Raw genomic sequence first — 20,945 nt, forward strand, 5'->3', positions numbered from 1 at the left:
CTCTCATAAAAAGCGGTTTTTCAGCTGGGTATAAGCGGCCAATAGCCAGGCGCTGTGCAAAAATACCCCCAGCCGGTAGGGCAGCGCCAGCAGGCGGTTGGGGTCCGCAGTCAGGCGGGCGCGCAGGGCCGCGCGGGCATCAGCATCCTGCAAAATGCGGGCAAACAGCTGCCGCCGCTGGGCAAACGGCATGCGGCCGGGACAGCCGGTCAGCAGCCCATATTGATTTAACGCGGCACGCACCCGGCTTATTTGCACCAGGCGGTCAATTTCTGGTGCAGGCAGTTTGGCATCCGTCAAGAATGCTTCCAGCACGGGGCGGGTCACAGCCTCGGCGTCCAGCAAATCCCCCCGCAGGGAGCGGGACAGACTGCCCGCAAGCATATCATTCTGATTATAGTATACACCTGTAAGGCAATAAATGGCAGAGTTTTTTTGTAAAAAAAGCAAAAACCGCAAATATTGAAGATTAAACAAAACATCTTCATTGATTTTTAAGCGTGGGTCAAACCGCAGCTTGTTCCGGCGGATCACATCCAGCCGGAACAGCTTGGGGTAGGGGGCGGCGAGGTAGCCGCTTTCAAACAGCAGCGGGTCCAGCGCATCCCCCAGCGCGGCGGGGCCGGCATAGCAGCCGGGGGCCAGCGGATTGGGGGCAGGGCCGCTGGCGCGCACCATGCCGTACAAAATCAGGCCCGGCTGCGCATCAAATGCAGCAGGCAGCGCCTGCCACAGCCCCGGCAGCAGGGTATCGTCCGCATCCACAAACAGCACCCACTCGGCACCGCTGCGGCACAGTGTATCCAACCCCGCGTTGCGCGCGGCGGATGCCCCGCCGTTGGGCTGGTGCAGTGCGGTAACGCGGGGGTCTTGGGCGGCAAGGGCATCACACAACGCGCCGGTGCCGTCCGGGCTGCCGTCCTCCACCAGCACCAGCTGCAAATTGTCCGGTGCACCCTGCAGCACGCTTTCAACCGTCTGGCGCAGCGTGCGCTCGGCCTTATAGCAGGGGATCACCACCCCAATGGCGGGCAGGCTCACAGTGTTCCCTCCCTTTGCAGGACTTTGCGGTAAATTTCAATCATCTGTGCAGCGTTTTTGGCCGCGTCATGGGTCACCCGGGCGCGGATCTGCGCGGCGGTGCCCAGCGCCGTGCCGTGGTCCGGCAGGGCAAGCACCTGTAAAATGGCCGCGCTCAGGGCGGCATCATCCCCGGCGGCACCGTACAGCATCCCCTGCACGCCGCTTTGCAGCATATCCGGGATGCCGCCTGCCGCGCTGGCCACGCAGGGCAGGCCCAGCAGCATGGCTTCGCCCAGACTGTTGGGGCTGTTCTCGCTGTAAGACGGCAACAGGAAGAGATCGGCATCCAGGTAAGCCTGCCGCATGGCGGCGGCATCCAGCGGGCCGGTGTACTGCACATGGTCCGCCAGCCCCAGGCGGCGGATCAGTTGTTTGCACCAGGTCTGGTAGGGGAACATCCAGTCAATCACCGGGCGCAGCAGCGGCCCTTTGTCCAGCGGGGGCCAGCCCGCCACCCGCAGCACCGCGCCGGGGTACTGCGCCAGCACGGCGGGCAGCGCTTTGAGCACGGTATGCAGGTTTTTGAGCGGGTAGTTGCCTTGGCTGAGCAGCAGCACCGGCGCTTCGCCAAAGGTGCGGGGGTGCCACACCGGTGGGGTGTAAAACTCCGGGCGCAGCGTTTCGTTGCAGGGGTAATAACTGGCCTGCGGGGCCAGCTTTTGAACGGCGGAACGGTCAAAGCTGGTGCGCCCGGTCACATGGCGGGCGTTGGCCAGCACGGCGGCTTCGCTCTGGGCAAGGGTGTCAAAACGGGCCTGGTTCACGTCCAGCAGCCCGCCCGGCACATGGCGGTCAATCAAATGCTGCGCCGCGCAGGAGTGCAGCAGCCGTGCTGGCACGCCGTCATTCAAGTGCAGGGCACAGTCAACCATCACGCCCTGGATGCCCACCAGCACCGGTATCCCCGCCGCCTGGGCCGCCTGCTGTATGGTGCGGGCGGCAGCGTACTCGGTGCCCCAGATATGGACAAGATCCGGGGCAATCTTTTTGAGCAGGGCAGAAAAGTTTTCCACACTTCCGGTGGGAACCAGTGCAAAACTTACGCCGTTTTTGCTGCAAACGGTTAAAGTTTCCGCGCGGGCATCCACGCTGGCAACGGTAATGGCCGGGGCGTCCGGTGCGGCGGTCATGCCGCCCAGCGCGCCGGAAAGCCAACCCCCGCCGATCTCTTTTGCCTGCAAACCGCAGGCATCCGCGGCAGCAGGGATGGTGATGCTGACAAGCCAGAGTACCTTCACATTAGCCACCTCACAAATTCAGCCGCAACCGCCTGCGGCACCAGCTCAGGGAAGAGGTCACACACTTCCCCAAAGGACAGCTGTTTACCGCACACTTCACCCAGCCAGCGGTGCAGAATATCCGCAGCATCAGCCTGGCCTTGGTGCAGCACCAGCGCCAGCGGATAGCGGGCCAGATAGGGCAGGGCAGGGTCGTTTTCGATCACGCAGAGGTGCAAAACTGGCTTGCCCGCAGCAAAGTAGTCAAACAGTTTGCTGGGCAGCTGGTTGTCTACCGCGTTGCCAAGGTTCAAAAGAACATCGGCCTGTGCCTGCATGGTGCGGGCGGTTTCGGCGGGCACGGGGCCGGGCTGTTCAAACTGTTCGCCCAATACAGCCTTGGTCTGGGCAGCGTCCGCGGCAAAGTATTGCCAGCCGCCGCCTGCCATCGTCAGGGTCCAGCCGCTGGCCGGGCCCAGGGCGCGGAAAAGTTCCAGCGCAAAGCCCGGCTCCCGCAGGCCGGGATACAAAGAACCGCAGAACACGCAGCGCTTTTTGCTGTCTGCTGCATGGTTCGGCACTGCCGCCGGGGGCACCAGACTGGGGAAATCCAGCACATGAACTTTTTCCGCCGCCGCGGCCAGCGGGGCGCCGGGGGCGTAATCCCCAACGGCCTGCCGGGTGATAAAGGCGGCGGCCAGATGGTTCAGCAGCTCCAGCTCCCGCGGGTAGCCGCCGGGGGCCTGATAATCCCGGTTGGAAGCATAGGGGTCCAGCTGCCAGATGGCCTTTTTGGCCTGCACCTGTGCGGTTTCCAGCGCAAACGCGGCGCGGTAGGGCGCACAAACAGCGCAGATCACCTCAAAATGAAACGCAGCATCCAGCTTTTCCAGCTCCCGGCGGGTATCCACCACCCGGCGCGGGGCGTGCAGCACCAGCTGGCGGAACGCCGCCGCCACCGCCGTGGGGTGGCAGCAAAGCCGCGCCAGCCGCACCGGAATGGGCGAACCGCCACTGCGGCCGTTTTCCAGCGCGGCGTTCATCAGGCGCTCGTCCGCAAAGGCAAGGCGGTGCACGGTGCAGCCGGGCAGCTCCGGCTGGGGATGCAGGCCGTCCCATAGTTCCAGCAGGTGTACGGTGTGCCCGGCAGCACAAAGCACCCCTGCCAAACGCTGTGCCATCAGCACATTGGCAGAGGTTGAGTTTTCCACACTATCCAGTATAAATAAAATACGCATGGTGTTTATCCTGTGCAAAAGGAGTCAGCGCCGGTCTTTTAACATGGTACGGCACACTTTGCGCCACAGCACCGGGCAGTTGATGGTTGCCCATGCCGCCGCGCGGATGGCAAGCGGCAGCCGCGGGTTGCGGCCAAGGTTAGGGTCCTGCAGCCCGGCGCGGATGCCCACCCCCAGCTCGTTGATCTGCACGCGGTAGGCGGCGGCATCGTCCCGCCGCAAAATCATGCTGGCAAGGTAGACCAGCTTTTCGTAATAAAAGGCGTTGGCGCTCTGCTGGATGGCCGGGCTGGCATGCTCGCGGATGAACACGGCGGCCTGGCGCTGCTGGTCAATGCTTTCCGGCGGCAGGGCACGGTGGCTGGCCGAAGCCGCGTGCTGCCGGTAATGGTAGCCTGCAAAATCCACATAGGCACAGCCGTCTGCCGCGCTGAAAATCTGCCAGTTGGCCACAAGGTCTTCGTTGTAGGCAAGGCCGTTGTCCATGATCTCGGCGGTGATCAGCTCGTGGGCGTACAGCTTGTTCCACAGCCCAAAGTCCACCCGGTGGTCATGCAGCAGGGCATCCAGATGGGCGGGCGGCTGAAACACCGTGGTCTGGCTGGGCGGCGGGCTTTCCGGAGGAATATCCTCGGTAAAGCAGTCATACCGGCAGCAGGCAATCTGGCAGCGGGTGGTTTGGGCAGCATGGTACAGCGCATCCAAAAACTGCTTGTGGTAGCAGTCGTCCGCATCACAAAAGGCAAACCACCGGGCGTTCAGGTTCAGCCCCGCGCGCACCCCGGCAGCGCGGGCGGCGGCAACACCGCTCTGGCGCTGGTGGATCACAACAAACCGGGCGTCCCGGCTTTCCCACGCGGCGGCAAGCTCGGCGCTTTCATCGGTGGAACCGTCATCCACCACAAAACAGGCGAAATCGCCAAAGGTCTGCGCAGCCAGGGATGCCAGACACTGCTGCAAAAACGCAGCGCCGTTATGTACCGGCACCACCACGGCAATGGCAGGGCCTTTGAACTGGGGCTCGGTTTCACTCATGGCTGCACCTCCTTTGTATATTTCTGCGTCTGCTCCAGGTAAAATTTTTGCAGGATGCCCGCGCTGGTGTGCACATCAAATCCGGCGGCAATGGCTTTGGCCTGGGCGTTGGGGTCACGGGTCAGGTCCGCCGCGGCAATGGAATCAGCCCAGGCGGCTTCATTCTGCAAGGGCAGGTAGTGGATGTTGCCGGCAAACGCCGCGCCGGGGTCCACCGTATCGGCCACAAAGCAGGGCAGGCCGGCGGCCTGGGCTTCCACCAGCACAACGGGCAGCCCCTCAAACAAACTGGGCAGCAAAAATACATCCATGGCGTGGTACAGCGCGGCCATATCCTTGCGCACCCCGGCAAAAATTACCCGGTCGCTCAGGTTAAGCTCCTGGGCAAGGGCACGGGTGGAATCAACCAGCTCGCCGGTGCCGATCAGCACCAGCCGGGCGTTGGGCATGCGGCGGCTGACCCCGGCAAAAATGCGCAGCAGCCCGGCATGGTTTTTCTGCTCACAAAAACGGCCCACATGGCCAAACAGAATTTCGCCTTCCTGCACGCCAAGCTCAGCGCGCAGAGCGGCGCGGGCGGCGGGATCGTGGAGGGCGAACACATCGGTCATAATGCCGTTGGGCAGCACGGTGAACGGGTGTTTGCCGTACAGCATCTCCCCGGCGCGCTGGCTGCAGGCAAAGCGGTGGGTCAGGTCGTGGTCAAAGCGGGAACTCATCAGCCGGTCCAGCTGGCCCACCAGGTTGTGCTCATAGGCAGTGTTGTGGCTGTGGCCTGCCCGCACCGGCACCCCGCAGCGGCGGGCCACGGCATTATAAAACATGCCAAAGCCGCTGTAATGCCCGTGGATGACCTTGTATTCCGGGTGCGCGGTAAAAAAGGCGCGCAGGTCATGCAGATATTTCGGGATATTATTGTCCTGCCGCACCGTCAGCTTGGTAATGTGCCCGCCCAGGGCTTCAATTTCAGCATCATAAAAGCAGGGTTTATCATAGTGGTACAAAAAGTCAAACTGTACCTGGCTGCGGTCCACGGCACGGTAGACATTCATGACAAAGGTTTCCATGCCGCCGGCGTCCATGGCGGGCATGATTTGTAATACGCGGATCGGCGGCAAAGTGCGCCCCTCCTTTTGCGGCTTGCCGGGGGAACATCCACCCGGCAGCGTTTGGCATTATTCCTGTTCCAGCGCAGCCTTGCAGTTCAGCAGTTCGGCCTTTGCTTCGTCCGAAAGCACCGGGTATTCGTGGCAGCTCTTCTGCAAAGCATCCAGTACAATCTCGCTGACCAGGTAGCGGGTGTACCATTTCTGGTCAGCCGGGATGGCATACCACGGGCTGTGCTTGGTAGCGGTTGCGGTGATGACTTCATCAAAGGTATCCAGATATTCGTCAAAACGCATCCGCTCTTTCAGGTCGGAGCAGGAGAACTTCCAGTTCTTTTCCGGGCGGTCAATGCGCTCTAAAAAGCGCTTTTTCTGTTCGTCCTTGGAAACGTGCAGAAAGATTTTGACCACGCGGTAGCTGTTCTCGTACAGGTATTCTTCATAGCTGCGGATCTGGCGGTAGCGCTTTTCAAAAAAGTCTTTCTTGCTGTCTTCCAGCACGCGCGGGGCCATCTGGTAGGTCTTTTGCAGGTCGTGGACCTGCACCACCAGAACGTCCTCGTAATAGCTGCGGTTGAAAATGGCAATGCTGCCGCGGGGCGGCAGAGCTTTGTTCACCCGCCACAAAAAGTCGTGGTGCAGCTCCTCGCTGGTGGGCTGCTTGAAGCTGGTTACCTGTACACCCTGGGGGTTCAGGCCGCCCATCACATGCTTTACGGTGCTGTCCTTCCCGGCGGCATCCAGCGCCTGCAGAATGATCACAAGGCCCTCGCGCCCATCGGCGTAAAAGGCGTCCTGCAGGGCGGCCATCTTTTCCAGGTTTTCGGCAGTTTTGGCCAGGATATCTTCTTTCTTTACATGGTCATCCTTGCTGTCGCAGGGCAGCTTGCGCAGCGCGCATGGGTGGGAACCATCAAACAAATAGCGGTCAGCCTTCATCCGGGCGGCCTCCTTTCTGCAAAAGGACAAAATTACACTCTCTCAGTATACCCGTTTTGGCCCCCATGTGCAACCGCAAGATGCAAAAAAGGCATTGCAGACGCGCGGCCCGCAATGCCTTTTTCATAATTACAAAACAAAATCAGAACGTCAGGTTGCCGAACTCGGAAAGCTTCAGCTGTTCGTTGTGCTGCTCGGCCCAGTTGATGCTCCACGGGCTGCCGAACAGCAGCAGGTGGTTGCCCTTCAGGTCCTCGATGCAGCGGGTGTCGCTGGTCAGGTCCAGTGTTTTGGGGTCCAGCTCGTCCGGGTCGTTCATGATCCAGCGCAGGTGCTCATACGGCAGGGTCTGCATACGGATGTCAACGTTATATTCGTTGCGCAGGCGGTATTCCAGCACTTCAAGCTGCAGCACGCCGACCACGCCGACGATAACTTCCTCCATACCGGAGCCAAGGTCGCGGAAAATCTGGATCGCGCCTTCCTGTGCGATCTGCTCCATGCCTTTCACAAACTGCTTGCGCTTCATCGTGTCCACCTGGGTTACGCGGGCAAAATGTTCCGGTGCAAAGGTGGGGATGCCCGCAAACTGCACATGCTGCTTGCCGGTGCACAGCGTATCGCCAATGGAGAAGATGCCCGGATCAAACAGACCGATGATATCGCCGGCATAGGCTTCGTCCACGATGGCGCGGTCGTCAGCCATCAGGCTGGTGCCGGTAGCAAGCTTGATGTTCTTGCCCTCCTGCACATGGAATGCTTCCATGCCGCGCTCAAACTTGCCGGAGCAGATGCGCAAAAACGCAATGCGGTCGCGGTGATTCTTGTTCATGTTGGCCTGGATTTTGAACACAAAGCCGCTGAACTGCTCGCTGCAGGGATCCACCACATCGCCGGTGGGGGCATCCCTGCGGGGCAGTGGCGGCGGGGTCAGGCGCAGGAACTCTTTCAGGAAAGGTTCCACGCCAAAGTTGGTCAGCGCGGAGCCAAAGAATACGGGGCTCAGCTGGCCGTGCTGCACAGCGTCCAGGTCAAACTCTTCGGCGGCGCCATCCAGCAGCTCAATGTCGTCAGCCAGCTTCTGGTGGTTGGCCGCGCCGATCAATTCGTCCATTTCGGGTGCGCCCAGCTCAGCGGTGATCTCGTCCACCATCTTCACGCCGTTGGCGCGGCCATCGCTTTCAAAAGCCAGCACCTTGCGGGTGCCGCGGTCAAACACGCCCTTGAACTCTTTGCCGCAGCCGATGGGCCAGTTCATCGGGTAGGTTTTGATGCCCAGGATCGTCTCAATGTTTTCCATCAGTTCAAACGGGTCGCGGGCTTCGCGGTCCATCTTGTTGATGAAGGTGAAAATGGGGATATGGCGCAGGGTGCAGACCTTGAACAGCTTGATGGTCTGGGCCTCAACGCCCTTGGCGGCATCGATGACCATGACGGCGGAATCCGCCGCCATCAAGGTGCGGTAGGTATCCTCGGAGAAGTCCTGGTGGCCGGGGGTATCCAGAATGTTGATGCACTTGCCCTGATAGTTGAACTGTAAAACAGAGGAGGTAACAGAGATACCGCGCTGTTTTTCAATATCCATCCAGTCAGAAACGGCATGTTTGGCGCTCTGCTTGCCCTTGACGGAACCGGCGGTCTGGATGGCTCCCCCGTACAGCAGCAGCTTTTCGGTCAATGTGGTTTTGCCGGCGTCCGGGTGCGAAATGATCGCAAACGTCCGGCGGCGCTCGATTTCTTCACGCAAAGTTGCCATGAAAGTCAATACTCCTTTATTCCATTGCAATGTGACTTTTTACGGTTGTCTGCTTCCGTCACATGGGGAACACTCCTCTATCACTCTGGTTTTCAGGCGGCACCTGAACTATTACAAGAAAGGTTACAAGACATACCTTTTTATTTTACTATGATTTTTAAGGGATTGCAACGCCTGATACCGGATTTTTGGCCGGTAAGGGGAGAAAAAAGCAAAATTTGATGGAAAATGCGTGGTGGGGGGCCATCATCCCGCCGGGGGAGAAAGGCAAATGTTTGACTGTACGCCACAGATTCTAAGGCAATACTGCATAATTCTAAGTGCCGCACCTCGCTCGCCGTATCGGCACTTAGAATTATGCGGTATTGCTCTAAAAAATTTGTGTTGTCCCCTGCAAAATAAAATCAAAGAGCGAACATACCCGTCAGGACTTACTTATTCGCCTCCGCATGGGCGGTGGCTTCCGCCACATACCCTTCGGCATTTTTTCGGTTGGCTTCCACCAGGGCGGGGCTGGCGGCTTCACGCACCTTGGCGGGCACACCCATGGCCACCATGCCGTCCGGGACCACGGTGTTTTCCAGCACCAGCGCCCCGGCGGCCACCACGGCATTTTTGCCCAACACGGCGCCGTTCATCACCGTGGCGTGCATACCGATCAAAGCGCCGTCCCCCACCGTACAGCCATGCACCACTGCACTGTGGCCGATGGATACATTTTTGCCGATCGTTACCCCCAGGTTTGGCCCGGTGTGCAGCACGGCGTTGTCCTGGATATTGCTGTTTTTGCCAATGCGGATGGCGCCGGTATCTCCGCGCACCACCGCGCCGTACCACACGCTGCTGCCAGCGGCCAGCACAACATCCCCGGCCAGGGTGGCGTTGGGGGCCACAAAGGCTGCACTGCCAACATCCGGCGTTTTGCCGTATACTGTGATAACTGCCATAATTTTACCTCCCTGCCCGGAATAATTCTACCGCCGGGCACTGTTAGTTAAATTGAAAAACAGGCCTGTGTTTGTTATACTTTTACTATATTAAATAATATATTACGTTGCTTCAGGAAAAGCAATCAGGGGGAAACAAATATGATAAAAATGGTTTGCAGCGATCTGGACGGCACCCTGCTGCAATATGGGAAAAAGCTCATTGAGGGCGAAATTTTTGATGAGATCCGCGCTTTGCATGACCGTGGTATCCTGTTCTGCCCGGCCAGCGGGCGGCAGTATACCAGCCTGCGCAAACTGTTCGCCCCTGTGGCAGACGATTGCATCTACCTGTGCGAGAACGGCGCGGTTGTCTACCGCGGTGGCAAAGTAATCGCCAAAACGCCGATGCCCCGCGCCCTGGCAGAAGAAATCGCCTGGGATTTCTGGAACAACACTGAGGACTTAGGCGAAGTGATGCTTTCCGGCGAAAACATGTCCTACCTGATGGAGCGCGGGCACGGCGTGGTGGACCGCATCAAGTTCATTGGCAACAATTATACGGTCATCACAGACCCCGCCCAGATCCCGGAGGATATCGTCAAGGTGTCCGTCTATTTGGTGGACGGCGTGGAGCCGTTTGTGGAGCGCTTTGTGCCCAAATGGCAGCAGGCCAACTGCGCCGTGGCGGGACCCAAGTGGATCGATACCACCGTGGCCAACAAGGGGATTGGCGTACAGAGCATCTGCCGTGTGCTGGGCATTGACCCGGCGGATGTGATGGCCTTTGGCGATAACTATAATGATGTTGCCATGCTGGATTTGGTAGGTCATCCTTACATTATGTCCACCGCTGCAGCGGAGCTGCGCCGGCGCTATGCAAACCATACCCCCCAGCCGGAGGATACCCTGCGTGCCTTCCTGGCCAGGCAGGAAAACTGAAACCGAGTGAATCCACAATATTGTTAAAAACATTTTGTTGATTTTGTGAAAGTTTACAAAAAACGACAGGGTGAAATGCAGTGTTTGCATTGACTTTGCTCAACATTGCTGGTATAATCAAATTGTTAAATTCTCCACAGGCTTGTTGAAAAGCTGTGGAACAGAGAGGAAGACGCATCTATGAAGCAGTTTGATTATACCATTCAGGAAGCAGTTGGCATCCATGCCCGTCCGGCCGGTTTGCTGGTCAAAGAGGTCAAAAAGTATAAGAGCACTGTTACCGTCATCAAGGGCGATAAATCCAGCAACGCGCTGAAACTGATGGCTTTGATGGGTATGGGCGTTAAGTGCGGCGATACCGTTACCGTTACCGTGGAAGGCGAGGACGAGGATACCGCAGCACCGGCACTGGAAGCTTTCTTCAAAGAGCATTTGTAATTGAATTCTTTTGTTTGCGGCACCTGCCCCAGCAAGGCCCTTACCCGGCGCTGGGGCAGGCAGCCGCATTTTGTTTTCTGCTACATTTGGTTGTATAAAATAACCAGTCAGGATCCCATTGAACACCAAAGAAAGGACGCTTGTTATGATCAGTATTCAGGGCAAGGGCGTATCTTCTGGCGTTGGCGTTGGCCCGCTTTATTTCTATCACCGCACCAAAACCGAGATCCCCCGCTATACCGTGACCGATCCCGATGCCGAGTGGCACCGTTTCAAGGGCGCGCAGACCGCCGCCATTGAGCAGCTGGGCGAACTGGCCGAAAAGGCCCGTGCCGAAGCCGGCGATGAAGCCGCCATGCTGTTTGAGACCCACCAGATGATGGCCGAGGATCTCGATTACGAGGAAGCCATCTCCGACCATATCAACAATGAAAAGATGAACGCCGAAGCCGCGATTTCGGATACCGCAGTTCAGTTCGCCGCCATGTTTGAATCCATGGACGATTCCTACATGCAGGCCCGTGCGGCAGATGTGCGCGATGTATCGGATCGCATCCTGGGGATCCTGTCCGGTGCAGTGCAGGGCGGTATTGCTTCGGATGTGCCGGTGCTGCTGGCTGCGGACGACCTGGCACCTTCGGAAACTGTGCAGCTGGATAAATCCAAGATTTTGGGCTTCATCACTGCGGGCGGTTCCGGTTCCAGCCACACGGCCATTCTGGCCCGCACCATGGGCATTCCCGCCATTGTGGGCGTGGGCGATGCCCTGAAGCCGGAGTATGAGGGCCGCTCCTGCATTATTGACGGCGCTACCGGCAATGTGGTGATCGACCCGGACGATATGACCCGTGATTACCTGCTGAAAAAGCGGGAAGAGCAGCTGCGCCTGCAGCGCCTGCTGGAGACCCTGAAAGGCCAGCCCAATGTGACCAAGGATGGCAAGAGCATCCGCATTTACTGCAACATTGGCTCCCCGGACGACGTACATGCCGTGCAGGTCAACGATGGCGGCGGCATCGGCCTGTTCCGCAGCGAATTCCTGTACCTGAACAGCCCGGATTACCCCACCGAGGACCAGCAGTTTGAAGCCTACAAAAAGGTTCTTGCCGATATGGGCGGCAAGGAAGTTATCATTCGCACGCTGGATATCGGCGCGGACAAGCAGATCGGCTACTTTAACCTGCCCAAAGAGGATAACCCGGCTATGGGCATGCGCGCTCTGCGTATCTGTCTGACCCGCCCGGAAATCTTCAAGACCCAGCTGCGTGCCCTTTACCGTGCTTCCGCGTTCGGCAAGCTGGGCATCATGTTCCCCATGGTGACCAGCGTGTGGGAAGTGCGCGAAGCCAAAAAGTACTGCGAGGAAGTCAAGCGCGACCTGAAAGCTGAGGGCATTCCCTTTGCGGAGGATGTGCAGGTCGGCATCATGATCGAAACCCCGGCAGCGGCCATCATGAGTGACCGTCTGGCCAAGGAAGTGGATTTCTTCAGCTGCGGCACCAATGACCTGACCCAGTACACCCTGGCCTGTGACCGCCAGAACAATGATCTGGGACGTTTTTATGACCCGCACAACCCGGCAGTGCTGCGCCTGTTGAAGATGGTGACGGAGAATGCCCACAAGAACGGCATTTGGGTTGGTATCTGCGGCGAGCTTGGCGCGGACCTGACCCTGACCGAAACCTTCCTGGCGATCGGTGTGGATGAGCTGTCCGTCAGCCCGCGCGCGGTGCTGCCCCTGCGCAATGCCGTGCGCATGACCGATACCCGCGAAAGCGCACCCCGCCTGCTGGCCGCCATCGATGCCGAATACCCGGAAACGCTGTGAGAGGCTTTACGAAGGATTTGTGTTCCTTCTTTGAAAAGAAGGAACCGAAGAAACTTCGAAGAAACTTTAGTATAATAGAACACAAAAGATAAATAAAGGCGCATCACACAAAACCATCGTGTGGTGCGCCTTTTTGATGTTGGCTTTATAGAAATTGGTACAAGTTGAAAAACAATCTGTAAGGAACGGTCTGGACCGTTCCTTACAGAGCATTTTATAATGTGTTGCAAACCAACAAAGCATCTGTAGGGCGGGGTGCCCTCACCCCGCCGCGGAGGAACCACGCCTATCGCGGTAAACGCTGCAATTTATTTGTAGGGGACGATGCTTGCATCGTCCCATGGAGTGTGTAACGGTAAAAATCTACCGCGCACCATTACCCCATCACCCGAATTACCCCCAGCACCAACAAATGCACCGGGTAAAACAGATAGAAAAACCAGTGCGAAAATTTCTTTCCCCGCGCCGCCCGCTGGCCATTGTACAGATACAAGATCACAAACCCGGATGCAGCGATCCCTGCCATGCTGCCGCAGGCCATCAGCAAACACTGTGCGGTGGGGTAAAGCCACACGCTGCTGGTGTAATTCAGCCAGCCAAACAGCGCGGCAGAAAGCGCAAAACTGAACCGCAGTCGTTTTTGGTCCTGGCCGGACCAGCGGAAGAGCAGGGTGAACACCGGGGCCAGCAGCGCCCAGTCACAAAACAACGAACCAAAAATCAGCAGCACGATCAGCACGCCGCGCAAAAAACGGTTCCGGATGGTTTCGATACACAACAAGATGCAAAAACACAGGAACAGCGTGAACATCATGTTGAAATCCTGAAATTCCAGAATGCCGTTTTGGGCAAACGCCATCGAGAACGGCACCTGTGAAACCACACCGAACCCGAACAGCCGTAAGGCATACTGTTTGCGGCTGTGGGTGTACCGGAAGCCCTCTACCAGAAAATAGCACATGGTAATGGCGGTAAAGTAGCCGATATCCACCAGCACCTCGTACCAGAGGGTGCCCGGCACCAGAAAAATATTGGCGATGTGGTTCAGCAGCATGGCGGTTATCGCGATGTATTTGATCACATCGCGGTTCAGCACCCGCCAGCCGGGGCTTTGTGTTTGCTGTTGCAGCATTGGCAGCACTTCCTTTTTTGGGGCTTCACAGCGGCAGCGGTTATTTTTCCCGCTTAATGACAAAGCAGGGCAGGGGAGCGGTATCGGCCCAGTTGGCAAATTCGCAGATCAGCACGGTATAATCGGCCAGCGGCAGGCTGCGGAAAAACTCCGCCGCAGCCTTTTTCTCCGCATTGCCGATTACCTTGCCGCTGTACAGCACCGCGGCAAGCACGCCGCCGGGCTTCAGGGCGTCCAGCCCGGCCTGCAGCGCGGGCAGGGTGGAATCTGCCGTGGAGTGTACATCGTGCGCGGCACCTGGCAGCCAGCCAAAGTTGAACATCACGCAGTCCACACTGCCCGGCGGGGCAAAGCGCAGCAGCTCCCGATGGTCGCAGCATTCCGCGCGGCCAATGGCAGCCATGCCGTTGGCGGCCAGCAGCGCATTGGTGTTGGCCGCGGCCTGAGGCTGGATATCCAGCCCGATCACCCGGCCATTTTCCCCGGCAACGCTGCATAAAAATAGGGTATCGTGCCCGTTGCCGCAGGTGGCATCCAGATACAGTCCGCCCGGTGCCAGTGTGCTGCGCAAAAAGCGGTGGGTCAGCTCCACTGCCGTCAGGTCCGGCACGCGGCGGCGCACCAGCAGGCCGCCGCGCGGCACAAAACCGAACTTTGCCGCCAGCGCCTGCGCAGCGGTATTGCCGGCATCCGGCAGTGGCGCGGTGAATTCGCTGGGGGCAGTCCGGTCAAAGCCGCCGTTCTGGCGCAAAACCTCCCGCAGCAGATAGCTTCCGTACCCGCGGCTCTGCCATTCCGGGGCAATTTCCAACGCTTCAAAACAATCGGCACAGGTAACGGCATGGCCGATGCAGCCTTTCTCTTTATATAACGAATAGACACAGCGGTTTTGTGCGTCCAGTGCCGTTTTTTCAATCCGCATGGGCAAGCTCCCCCTAATGTTTCAGTCTGCAACTGATTGTACGGCATGGGGCGGATAAAGTCAAACCACAGCCCAAACTGACCGGATTTTTGGAGATTTCACATTTCTTTCACGCAGTCGCGAAACTGTTTTCACAATTAGCGGTTATACTGTAGGCACAAGGTTGAGGGAAGCAAGAAAGACAAAGCAAAAGCTTCCGCCAGACCGTGTATCACCGCCCGGCGGCCCCCAAGCGCCGTGCGGCAGAACAAAGGAGAGATTTTTCATGAGTGAATATGATTATTCGGGTCTTTATAATAATGGCGGCCCGCAGAATAATAACGGGCAGCCAGCGGGCACTCAGCCGGAACAGCCCCAGGCAGAGCAGTCCGGTTACCCCAATGTGGGCAGCAGCGGAGTGAACACCGCCAACACCGCACAGACAGATTATTCTAATTATTCCAGCCAACAGAACAGCAGCTATAACCCCCAGGGCCCCGCTGCAGGCAATGGCGGCAACGGTGGCAACGGCAATAACGGCGGCTACAATGGCTACAGCTATTCCAGCAACCCACAGCCCCCGCAGAACGAGCCCAAAAAGAGCCACGGCGGCAAAAAGGTTTTGCTGCGTGTGGCGGCCTGCATCGGTGTGGTAGCCCTTGGCTTTGGCGGTGGCCTGGCAGGAACTGTGGTTGCCAGCCGCACCGGCTTGACCGGCGGCCAGGTTGTGGTCCAGCAGGTCCAGCGTGACACCAACACGGATTCTGTATCCCAGGGCAGCACTAACGGCACCAACCTGTCGATTCAGGATGTTGCCGCGCTGGTACAGCCCAGCGTTGTGGCCATCACCACCGAGCAGATGGTCAGCACCAACACCTGGTTTGGCGGCAGCTATGTGCAGAGCGGTGCAGGCTCCGGCGTGATCATCTCGCAGGATGGTTACATTGTGACCTGTGCCCATGTGGTTTCCGGCGCAAATAACATCACGGTACAACTGGCAGACGGAACAGAGTATACCGCAACGGTCGTTGGCCAGGATTCTACTTCGGACGTTGCAGTCCTGAAAATCGAAGCCACCGGTCTGACTCCGGCTGTGATTGGCGACAGCGACAGCCTGGCTGTTGGCGAAACCACCATTGCCGTTGGCAACCCGCTGGGTACCCTGAGCAACACCGTTACCAATGGTATTGTCAGCGCCTTGAACCGTGAAGTTACCGTTCAGGGCAACGATATGAACCTGATCCAGACCAGCGCTTCCATCAGCCCGGGCAACTCCGGCGGCGGCCTGTTCAATGCAAACGGTGAGCTGATCGGTATTGTCAACGCCAAGAGCAGCTCCAGCGATGCAGAGGGGCTTGGCTTTGCAATCCCCATCAATACCGCCATGGAAATGGCAAAACAGATGATCGAAAAGGGTTATGTTGCCCGCCCGGCCATGGGTGTTACGGTCATCACCATCAATGATGCCCAGACTGCTATGCAGTACGGCGTCAGCAACTATGGTGTGTATATCTACCAGATCGCATCCGGCAGCGGTGCCGAAAAAGGCGGCCTGAAGCTGGGTGACCGCATCATCTCCATTGATGATGTGGCAGTCTCCAGTGCATCCGATGTACAGAAGTATTGCCAGAGCAAGGAAGTTGGCGATACCGTTACCCTGCAGGTAGAGCGTGATGGCAAGGTCATCAGCTGCGAAGTGACCCTGGGCGAAAGCACCCAATCCACCGCAACGGCTGAAAACGGGAACTAAGTTCTTTACGGAAGTTTTTTGTCCCTTCTTTGAAAAGAAGGGACCGAAGAAACTTTAGGCAATACCGCATAATTCTAAGTGCCGATACGGCGAGCGAGGTGCGGCAGATGCCAAGCCAAAAGCGCAGATAATACTTTGTGTATTATCGAGCATTTTGGCAACGCAGATGCCGTGCCGCAGCTGCCGGAGCGGTGCTTAAGCCGCAAGGCGGGAATTGTGCGGTGTTGCCTTTAGTATAGCAAAACAGAAAAAATAAAATTAAGGCGCACCACACAATCCCTGTGTGATGCGCCTTAATTTTATTTTATGTGATAATATGATTAAAGTTTCTGCTTCCTTCTTTTCAAAGAAGGAACAAAAAATCCTCCGTAAAAACCTCACATATCATGATTCTCAATCAGCTTGCGGCCCATCAGAACGCCCATGACGGAGGCCATCATCAGGCCGCGGGTCCATCCGGAGGAATCGCCCAGGCAGTGCAGGCCGGAAATGTTCGTTTCCAGGTCGGTGTCCATCTTGACCTTGTTGGAATAGAACTTCAGCTCCGGGCTGTACAGCAGGGTTTCCGGTGCGGCAAAGCCGGGGGCAACATGGTCCACCATCTTGATGAACTCAATAATGCTCACCATGGCGCGGTACGGCATGGCGGCGGTAATGTCGCCCGCAACGGCATCTTTCAGGGTAGGGCGCACATTGGAATGTGCCAGCTCCTTGGCCCAAGTGCGCTTGCCGTCCAGAATATCACCGTAGCGCTGTACCAGAATGTGCCCGGCACCCAGCATGTTGGTCAGTTCGCCAACCTTCTGGGCATAGGCAATGGGCTGGTTGAACGGCTCGGTAAAGTTGTGGCTGACCAGAATGGCCAGGTTGGTGTTGCCGGATTTCAGATCCTTGTAGCTGTGACCGTTGACGACCGCCAGGTCATTGTCATAGTTTTCCTGCGCGACAAAGCCGCCGGGGTTCTGGCAGAAGGTGCGGACCTTGTTCTTCCACGGGTTGGGGTAACCGATCAGCTTGCCTTCGTACAGAACCTTGTTGATGGTCTCCATGATCTCGTTGCGGCACTCCACACGCACACCAATATCAACGGTGCCGGGCTTGTGGGCAATGTTGTGCTCGGCGCACAGCTTTTCCAGCCAATCTGCACCGCGGCGGCCGGTGGCAATCACAACCTGGTCGGCGCGCAGCTCGCGGCGCTCACCCTTTTCGGTGATCACAACGCCCTTGCACTCGCTGCCTTCCAGCAGAATGTTGTCACATTCGGTGTTGAACAGCATCTCCACACCGCGGGCCAGCAGATAGTTCTGGATGTTCAGGTACAGCTGCTGGGCTTTTTCGGTTCCAAGGTGGCGGATGGGGCAGTCCACCAGCTGCAGGCCGGCCTGGATGGCGCGCTTGCGGATCTCCTTGATCTCGCTGCCCTCGTAAACACCTTCCACATGCGGGTCAGCGCCAAATTCCAGATAGATCTTGTCAGTGTAGTTGATCAGCTCCTGGGCAAAATCCTCACCGATCAGCTCCGGCAGCTCACCGCCAACCTGATAGGAGAGGGACAGCTTGCCGTCCGAGAACGCACCGGCACCGGAAAAGCCGGTGGTGATGGCGCAGGTGGGCTTGCAGTTCACGCAGTGGCCGGTTTTATCTTTGGGGCAGTGGCGCTTTTCTACCGGTTTGCCCTTTTCAATCAGGCAGATGCGCGGGCCGGTAGTTTTGCTGCTTTTGCGCAGCAGTTCCAGTGCGGTAAAAATACCGGCCGGGCCGGCGCCAACGATAATCAGATCATAATTGTTCATGTAGGGTAATTGCTCCTTAAATTTACAAATAAGCGCCGTTTCAGCGCAGGGTAACATCAGGTTGCGGCATCCACTGTGGGCTCTTGGTCGGGTTCCAGTGGTTCGGTGGTCAGCTCCGGGGCTGGCACATCGGGCAGGTCCGTTTCGGCAGATTCTTCTGCAGCGGGTTCAGCCGGGGCAGGGGAGGGGGCTTCGGTGGATGGCTCCGGTGCGGCAGCGGTTTCCATTTCCGCCTTGGCAGCATCCAGCCTGTCCAGCGCATGGAACTCCATCGCAATATAAATGGTGCAGCACAGGTTCAAAATGCCCTCTGCCAGTAAAAAGATGCCGGACAGCAGCAAAAGATCCACGTTGCGGTTGTTCAGCAGCTGAGAACACGCCAGCAATGCCCCGCACAACAGTGAAACAACGCTGAGCAGCAGCACCACCCACCACTTTTGCCCCTTGCGCTTGGCAAGGGCAAAGGAAGACTGTGCGCGCACCACGCCATCCACCAGCAGCATCAGGCCAAACAGCAGCGGCAACAGCCATTCAAAGGTCATGGCGCTTTGTACGGTACACAATAGTGCCCACATGCCCAGCGCAATGGTGGGCAGGCTGAGCAGTAGGCTGACGGCGGCTCGGATGCTGCCGTTATCTTTCTTAAAATAACCGTACAGGCTTTGCAGCCCGCACAAAACCACCAACAAGCCCAGCGCAATGCAGAACACATCAGCAACCGCCTGCGGGGCAAGCAGCAACAGCAGGCCAAGCAGAATGTACAGCACACTGAACACCAGCATGCCCGGTTTGATATGGCGCAGCATACAAACCCTCCTTATACAGCGGCAGCCGTTTTCTGGCCGGCTTCCATTGGCAGCAAAATGTCGCGATGGCACTTGCGCATAAACACAGCGCACAGCGTAACGGCAACCAGCTCTGCAATGGGAAAAGCAAACCACACGGCGTTTACGTTACCGGTGCGGCTCAGCAGCCAGGCGGCAGGCACCAGCACAACCAGCTGGCGGATCACCGAAACCGACAGCGCCAGCGTGCCGCGCCCCAGCGCTTGGAACGCGGAGGAAGAAATTACGTTGAACCCCGCCATCGGAAAATGGATGGCAATAATGCGCAAGGCCAGAATACCCATGGCCAGCATGGTGGGGCTGGCGTTGAACACACCCAGCAGCACCTGTGGGAAAACTTCGGCCAGAATCAGGCCGCACAGCATAATGCACTCGGCAAAGCAGACAGCCAGTTTGATGGTTTGGGTAATGCGCTTGGGCTGGCGGGCACCGTAATTGTAGCCGATAATGGGCACCATGCCGTTGTTAATGCCAAAAATAGGCATGAATACAAAGCTTTGCAGCTTGAAGTAAACACCAAACACCGCAACGGCGGTGCTGGAAAAGGCAATCAGGATGTTGTTCATCGCAAAGGTCATCACGCTGCCAATGGCGTTCATGGCAATGGAGGGGATGCCCACCGCGTAAATGCGCTTGATGGTGGACCCCGCCGGGCGGAAGCCTTTCAGCGTTAGGTTGATGTCCTTATTGCACAGCAGGTTCATCGTCAGCCCGGCAGCTGCGCCGATCCACTGCCCGGCTACGGTAGCCACAGCAGCACCGGCTGCTTCCATGCGGGGCACGCCGAACAGACCGAAGATGAAGATGGGATCCAGCGCAATGTTGACCAAAGCGCCAATCAGCTGGCTGGCCATGGCGAACGCACTGCGCCCGGTGGCGACCAGCAGTTTTTCCAGCATGCACTGCAGGAACAAGCCCATGCACCATAACGTGCAGATGGAAAGATAATCGGCACCGTACTGCATGATCTGGGCATCGGTGGTCTGGGACGCAATGAACGCCCGCGCGCCCAAAATGCCGAACACCAGAAAGGCGATGCCGCCGCAGAACGCTAAGAACAGGCCGTTCATCGCCGCGCGGCTGGCCTCGGCCCGGTTGCCCTCACCCAAACAGCGGGAAAGATAGGCGTTTACACCAACAGCAGTGCCCACGGCAAAGGCAATCATCAGGTTCTGGATGGGGAACGCCAGCGAAACGGCGGAAAGCGCCGCTTCGTTCACACGACTGACAAAGATGCTGTCCACAATGTTATAAAGTGCCTGAACCAGCATCGAAATCATCATAGGTACTGAACACGAAAGGAGCAGCGGGCCTATCGGCGCGCTGCCCATTCGGGATGCAGAGTATTTCTGTACAGAATCACTCATTCCTGATTAGCTGCCTCCATTGCTTTTGCAGCCTGAACAATCAGCTGGGCACAGGCATCCTGGCCAATTGCTGCATTCAGGCAAAGATCATAGTTTTTCGCTTCGCCCCAGCGGTTTTCAGTATAGTAGTTGTAATAGCTTGCGCGGGCGCGGTCATGCTTGGCCAGATGGGTCTCCCATAGGCGATCGGGCATATCCTTGGCATCGGGGCGCACTTTGGCGTTGGCCACACGAATATCAATGGGGGCAAACACAAAGGTGCGCAGCACATTGGGGCGGTCGCGCAGAACATAGTCACCACAACGGCCCAAAATCACACAGGAGCCCTGGGAAGCAACTTCCTTGATGACATTGGACTGCAAAATGTACACCTGGTCCGCCAGGGGCATGGTGTTGCCCATCATGTAAAGGCTGTAGATCAGGCTGCCGCTGCGCTGGGTCTCGCTGGCGGCAATGGCTTCTTCCGTCAGGCCGCTCTTTTTTGCGGCGATGGTGATCAGCTCCTTGTTGTACAGGGGAATCCCCAAAAGATCAGCAACTTTCTGGGCGATCTCGCTGCCGCCGGATGCATATTCACGCGCCATCGTAATAACCAGGGGTTCCTTCATTGTCTCCACCTCACAAATAATAATAGTGATGGACATAATAG

General features: G+C 57.7%; 18 protein-coding genes. 4 read left to right on the forward strand and 14 right to left on the reverse strand.

What is annotated here, in order from left to right:
- Positions 1-3 precede the first annotated feature (3 nt).
- The 8 genes from PG062_RS05035 to PG062_RS05070 all read right to left on the reverse strand — a co-directional run bounded on the left by PG062_RS05035 (position 4) and on the right by PG062_RS05070 (position 9,321).
- On the reverse strand, positions 4-1,041 hold the full coding sequence (locus PG062_RS05035; RefSeq protein WP_270751449.1) for a glycosyltransferase family 2 protein: 1,038 nt from the start codon (positions 1,039-1,041) through the stop codon (positions 4-6).
- The gene (locus tag PG062_RS05040; RefSeq protein WP_270751450.1) at positions 1,038-2,321 is read right to left on the reverse strand and encodes a glycosyltransferase family 4 protein; all 1,284 of its coding nucleotides are present in this window, start codon (positions 2,319-2,321) and stop codon (positions 1,038-1,040) included. The genes PG062_RS05035 and PG062_RS05040 overlap by 4 nt, the downstream gene beginning before the upstream one ends.
- The gene (locus PG062_RS05045; RefSeq protein WP_270751451.1) at positions 2,318-3,538 is read right to left on the reverse strand and encodes a glycosyltransferase family protein; all 1,221 of its coding nucleotides are present in this window, start codon (positions 3,536-3,538) and stop codon (positions 2,318-2,320) included. The genes PG062_RS05040 and PG062_RS05045 overlap by 4 nt, the downstream gene beginning before the upstream one ends.
- Before the next feature lie 24 nt (positions 3,539-3,562).
- Positions 3,563-4,573, reverse strand: coding sequence for a glycosyltransferase family 2 protein (locus PG062_RS05050; RefSeq protein ID WP_270751452.1), 1,011 nt, complete (start codon positions 4,571-4,573; stop codon positions 3,563-3,565).
- The gene (locus tag PG062_RS05055) at positions 4,570-5,691 is read right to left on the reverse strand and encodes a glycosyltransferase (RefSeq protein WP_270751453.1); all 1,122 of its coding nucleotides are present in this window, start codon (positions 5,689-5,691) and stop codon (positions 4,570-4,572) included. Before PG062_RS05055 ends, PG062_RS05050 begins: the two co-directional genes overlap by 4 nt.
- Positions 5,692-5,748: 57 nt before the next feature.
- Positions 5,749-6,618, reverse strand: coding sequence for a PPK2 family polyphosphate kinase (locus tag PG062_RS05060; protein ID WP_270751455.1), 870 nt, complete (start codon positions 6,616-6,618; stop codon positions 5,749-5,751).
- A 142-nt stretch (positions 6,619-6,760) separates the two neighbouring features.
- Entirely contained in the window at positions 6,761-8,374 is a 1,614-nt protein-coding gene (locus tag PG062_RS05065; RefSeq protein WP_270751456.1) for a peptide chain release factor 3, read from the reverse strand.
- Positions 8,375-8,805: 431 nt separating this feature from the next.
- On the reverse strand, positions 8,806-9,321 hold the full coding sequence (locus PG062_RS05070; protein WP_270751457.1) for a gamma carbonic anhydrase family protein: 516 nt from the start codon (positions 9,319-9,321) through the stop codon (positions 8,806-8,808).
- 141 nt (positions 9,322-9,462) lie between these two features.
- Between PG062_RS05070 and PG062_RS05075 the strand changes: the two genes are divergently transcribed.
- The 3 genes from PG062_RS05075 to ptsP all read left to right on the forward strand — a co-directional run bounded on the left by PG062_RS05075 (position 9,463) and on the right by ptsP (position 12,508).
- On the forward strand, positions 9,463-10,242 hold the full coding sequence (locus PG062_RS05075; RefSeq protein WP_270751458.1) for an HAD hydrolase family protein: 780 nt from the start codon (positions 9,463-9,465) through the stop codon (positions 10,240-10,242).
- 180 nt (positions 10,243-10,422) lie between these two features.
- A complete protein-coding gene (locus tag PG062_RS05080; protein WP_114000232.1) occupies positions 10,423-10,680 on the forward strand; it encodes an HPr family phosphocarrier protein in 258 nt (85 codons plus the stop codon).
- Positions 10,681-10,825: 145 nt separating this feature from the next.
- A complete protein-coding gene (gene ptsP, locus PG062_RS05085) occupies positions 10,826-12,508 on the forward strand; it encodes a phosphoenolpyruvate--protein phosphotransferase (RefSeq protein WP_270751459.1) in 1,683 nt (560 codons plus the stop codon).
- Positions 12,509-12,884: 376 nt separating this feature from the next.
- Here ptsP and PG062_RS05090 read toward each other — a convergent pair whose 3' ends face one another.
- Both PG062_RS05090 and mnmM read right to left on the reverse strand, forming a co-directional pair.
- Positions 12,885-13,640: a TraX family protein gene (locus tag PG062_RS05090; protein WP_270751460.1), complete on the reverse strand. Its 756-nt coding sequence runs from the start codon at positions 13,638-13,640 to the stop codon at positions 12,885-12,887.
- A gap of 40 nt (positions 13,641-13,680) precedes the next feature.
- The gene (gene mnmM, locus PG062_RS05095) at positions 13,681-14,562 is read right to left on the reverse strand and encodes a tRNA 5-(aminomethyl)-2-thiouridylate-methyltransferase MnmM (protein ID WP_270751461.1); all 882 of its coding nucleotides are present in this window, start codon (positions 14,560-14,562) and stop codon (positions 13,681-13,683) included.
- Between the two features lie 265 nt (positions 14,563-14,827).
- Here mnmM and PG062_RS05100 point away from each other — a divergent pair, with 265 nt between their 5' ends.
- Positions 14,828-16,291, forward strand: coding sequence for a S1C family serine protease (locus PG062_RS05100; protein WP_270751462.1), 1,464 nt, complete (start codon positions 14,828-14,830; stop codon positions 16,289-16,291).
- A gap of 377 nt (positions 16,292-16,668) precedes the next feature.
- Here PG062_RS05100 and PG062_RS05105 read toward each other — a convergent pair whose 3' ends face one another.
- The 4 genes from PG062_RS05105 to PG062_RS05120 all read right to left on the reverse strand — a co-directional run bounded on the left by PG062_RS05105 (position 16,669) and on the right by PG062_RS05120 (position 20,904).
- Entirely contained in the window at positions 16,669-18,084 is a 1,416-nt protein-coding gene (locus PG062_RS05105) for an NAD(P)/FAD-dependent oxidoreductase (RefSeq protein ID WP_270751463.1), read from the reverse strand.
- A gap of 56 nt (positions 18,085-18,140) precedes the next feature.
- Entirely contained in the window at positions 18,141-18,890 is a 750-nt protein-coding gene (locus PG062_RS05110) for a DUF308 domain-containing protein (protein WP_270751464.1), read from the reverse strand.
- An 11-nt stretch (positions 18,891-18,901) separates the two neighbouring features.
- Positions 18,902-20,212: an MATE family efflux transporter gene (locus PG062_RS05115; RefSeq protein ID WP_333559379.1), complete on the reverse strand. Its 1,311-nt coding sequence runs from the start codon at positions 20,210-20,212 to the stop codon at positions 18,902-18,904.
- Positions 20,213-20,292: 80 nt separating this feature from the next.
- Positions 20,293-20,904 (reverse strand): cytidylate kinase-like family protein, encoded by a 612-nt coding sequence (locus PG062_RS05120; RefSeq protein ID WP_114000238.1) that lies wholly within the window; start codon positions 20,902-20,904, stop codon positions 20,293-20,295.
- Between the last annotated feature and the right edge of the window lie 41 nt (positions 20,905-20,945).

This window comes from Gemmiger qucibialis (assembly GCF_027689445.1).
GTDB lineage: Bacteria > Bacillota > Clostridia > Oscillospirales > Ruminococcaceae > Gemmiger > Gemmiger qucibialis.

What these genes read in the sequence shown, in the direction of transcription:
- PG062_RS05045 (WP_270751451.1), bottom strand. Translation starts at nt 3,538, where the DNA reads ATGCGTATTTTATTTATACTGGATAGTGTGGAAAACTCAACCTCTGCC.
- PG062_RS05050 (WP_270751452.1), bottom strand. Translation starts at nt 4,573, where the DNA reads ATGAGTGAAACCGAGCCCCAGTTCAAAGGCCCTGCCATTGCCGTGGTG.
- PG062_RS05060 (WP_270751455.1), bottom strand. Translation starts at nt 6,618, where the DNA reads ATGAAGGCTGACCGCTATTTGTTTGATGGTTCCCACCCATGCGCGCTG.
- PG062_RS05065 (WP_270751456.1), bottom strand. Translation starts at nt 8,374, where the DNA reads ATGGCAACTTTGCGTGAAGAAATCGAGCGCCGCCGGACGTTTGCGATC.
- PG062_RS05070 (WP_270751457.1), bottom strand. Translation starts at nt 9,321, where the DNA reads ATGGCAGTTATCACAGTATACGGCAAAACGCCGGATGTTGGCAGTGCA.
- PG062_RS05075 (WP_270751458.1), top strand. Translation starts at nt 9,463, where the DNA reads ATGATAAAAATGGTTTGCAGCGATCTGGACGGCACCCTGCTGCAATAT.
- PG062_RS05080 (WP_114000232.1), top strand. Translation starts at nt 10,423, where the DNA reads ATGAAGCAGTTTGATTATACCATTCAGGAAGCAGTTGGCATCCATGCC.
- ptsP (WP_270751459.1), top strand. Translation starts at nt 10,826, where the DNA reads ATGATCAGTATTCAGGGCAAGGGCGTATCTTCTGGCGTTGGCGTTGGC.
- PG062_RS05090 (WP_270751460.1), bottom strand. Translation starts at nt 13,640, where the DNA reads ATGCTGCAACAGCAAACACAAAGCCCCGGCTGGCGGGTGCTGAACCGC.
- mnmM (WP_270751461.1), bottom strand. Translation starts at nt 14,562, where the DNA reads ATGCGGATTGAAAAAACGGCACTGGACGCACAAAACCGCTGTGTCTAT.
- PG062_RS05100 (WP_270751462.1), top strand. Translation starts at nt 14,828, where the DNA reads ATGAGTGAATATGATTATTCGGGTCTTTATAATAATGGCGGCCCGCAG.
- PG062_RS05105 (WP_270751463.1), bottom strand. Translation starts at nt 18,084, where the DNA reads ATGAACAATTATGATCTGATTATCGTTGGCGCCGGCCCGGCCGGTATT.
- PG062_RS05110 (WP_270751464.1), bottom strand. Translation starts at nt 18,890, where the DNA reads ATGCTGCGCCATATCAAACCGGGCATGCTGGTGTTCAGTGTGCTGTAC.
- PG062_RS05115 (WP_333559379.1), bottom strand. Translation starts at nt 20,212, where the DNA reads ATGATGATTTCGATGCTGGTTCAGGCACTTTATAACATTGTGGACAGC.
- PG062_RS05120 (WP_114000238.1), bottom strand. Translation starts at nt 20,904, where the DNA reads ATGAAGGAACCCCTGGTTATTACGATGGCGCGTGAATATGCATCCGGC.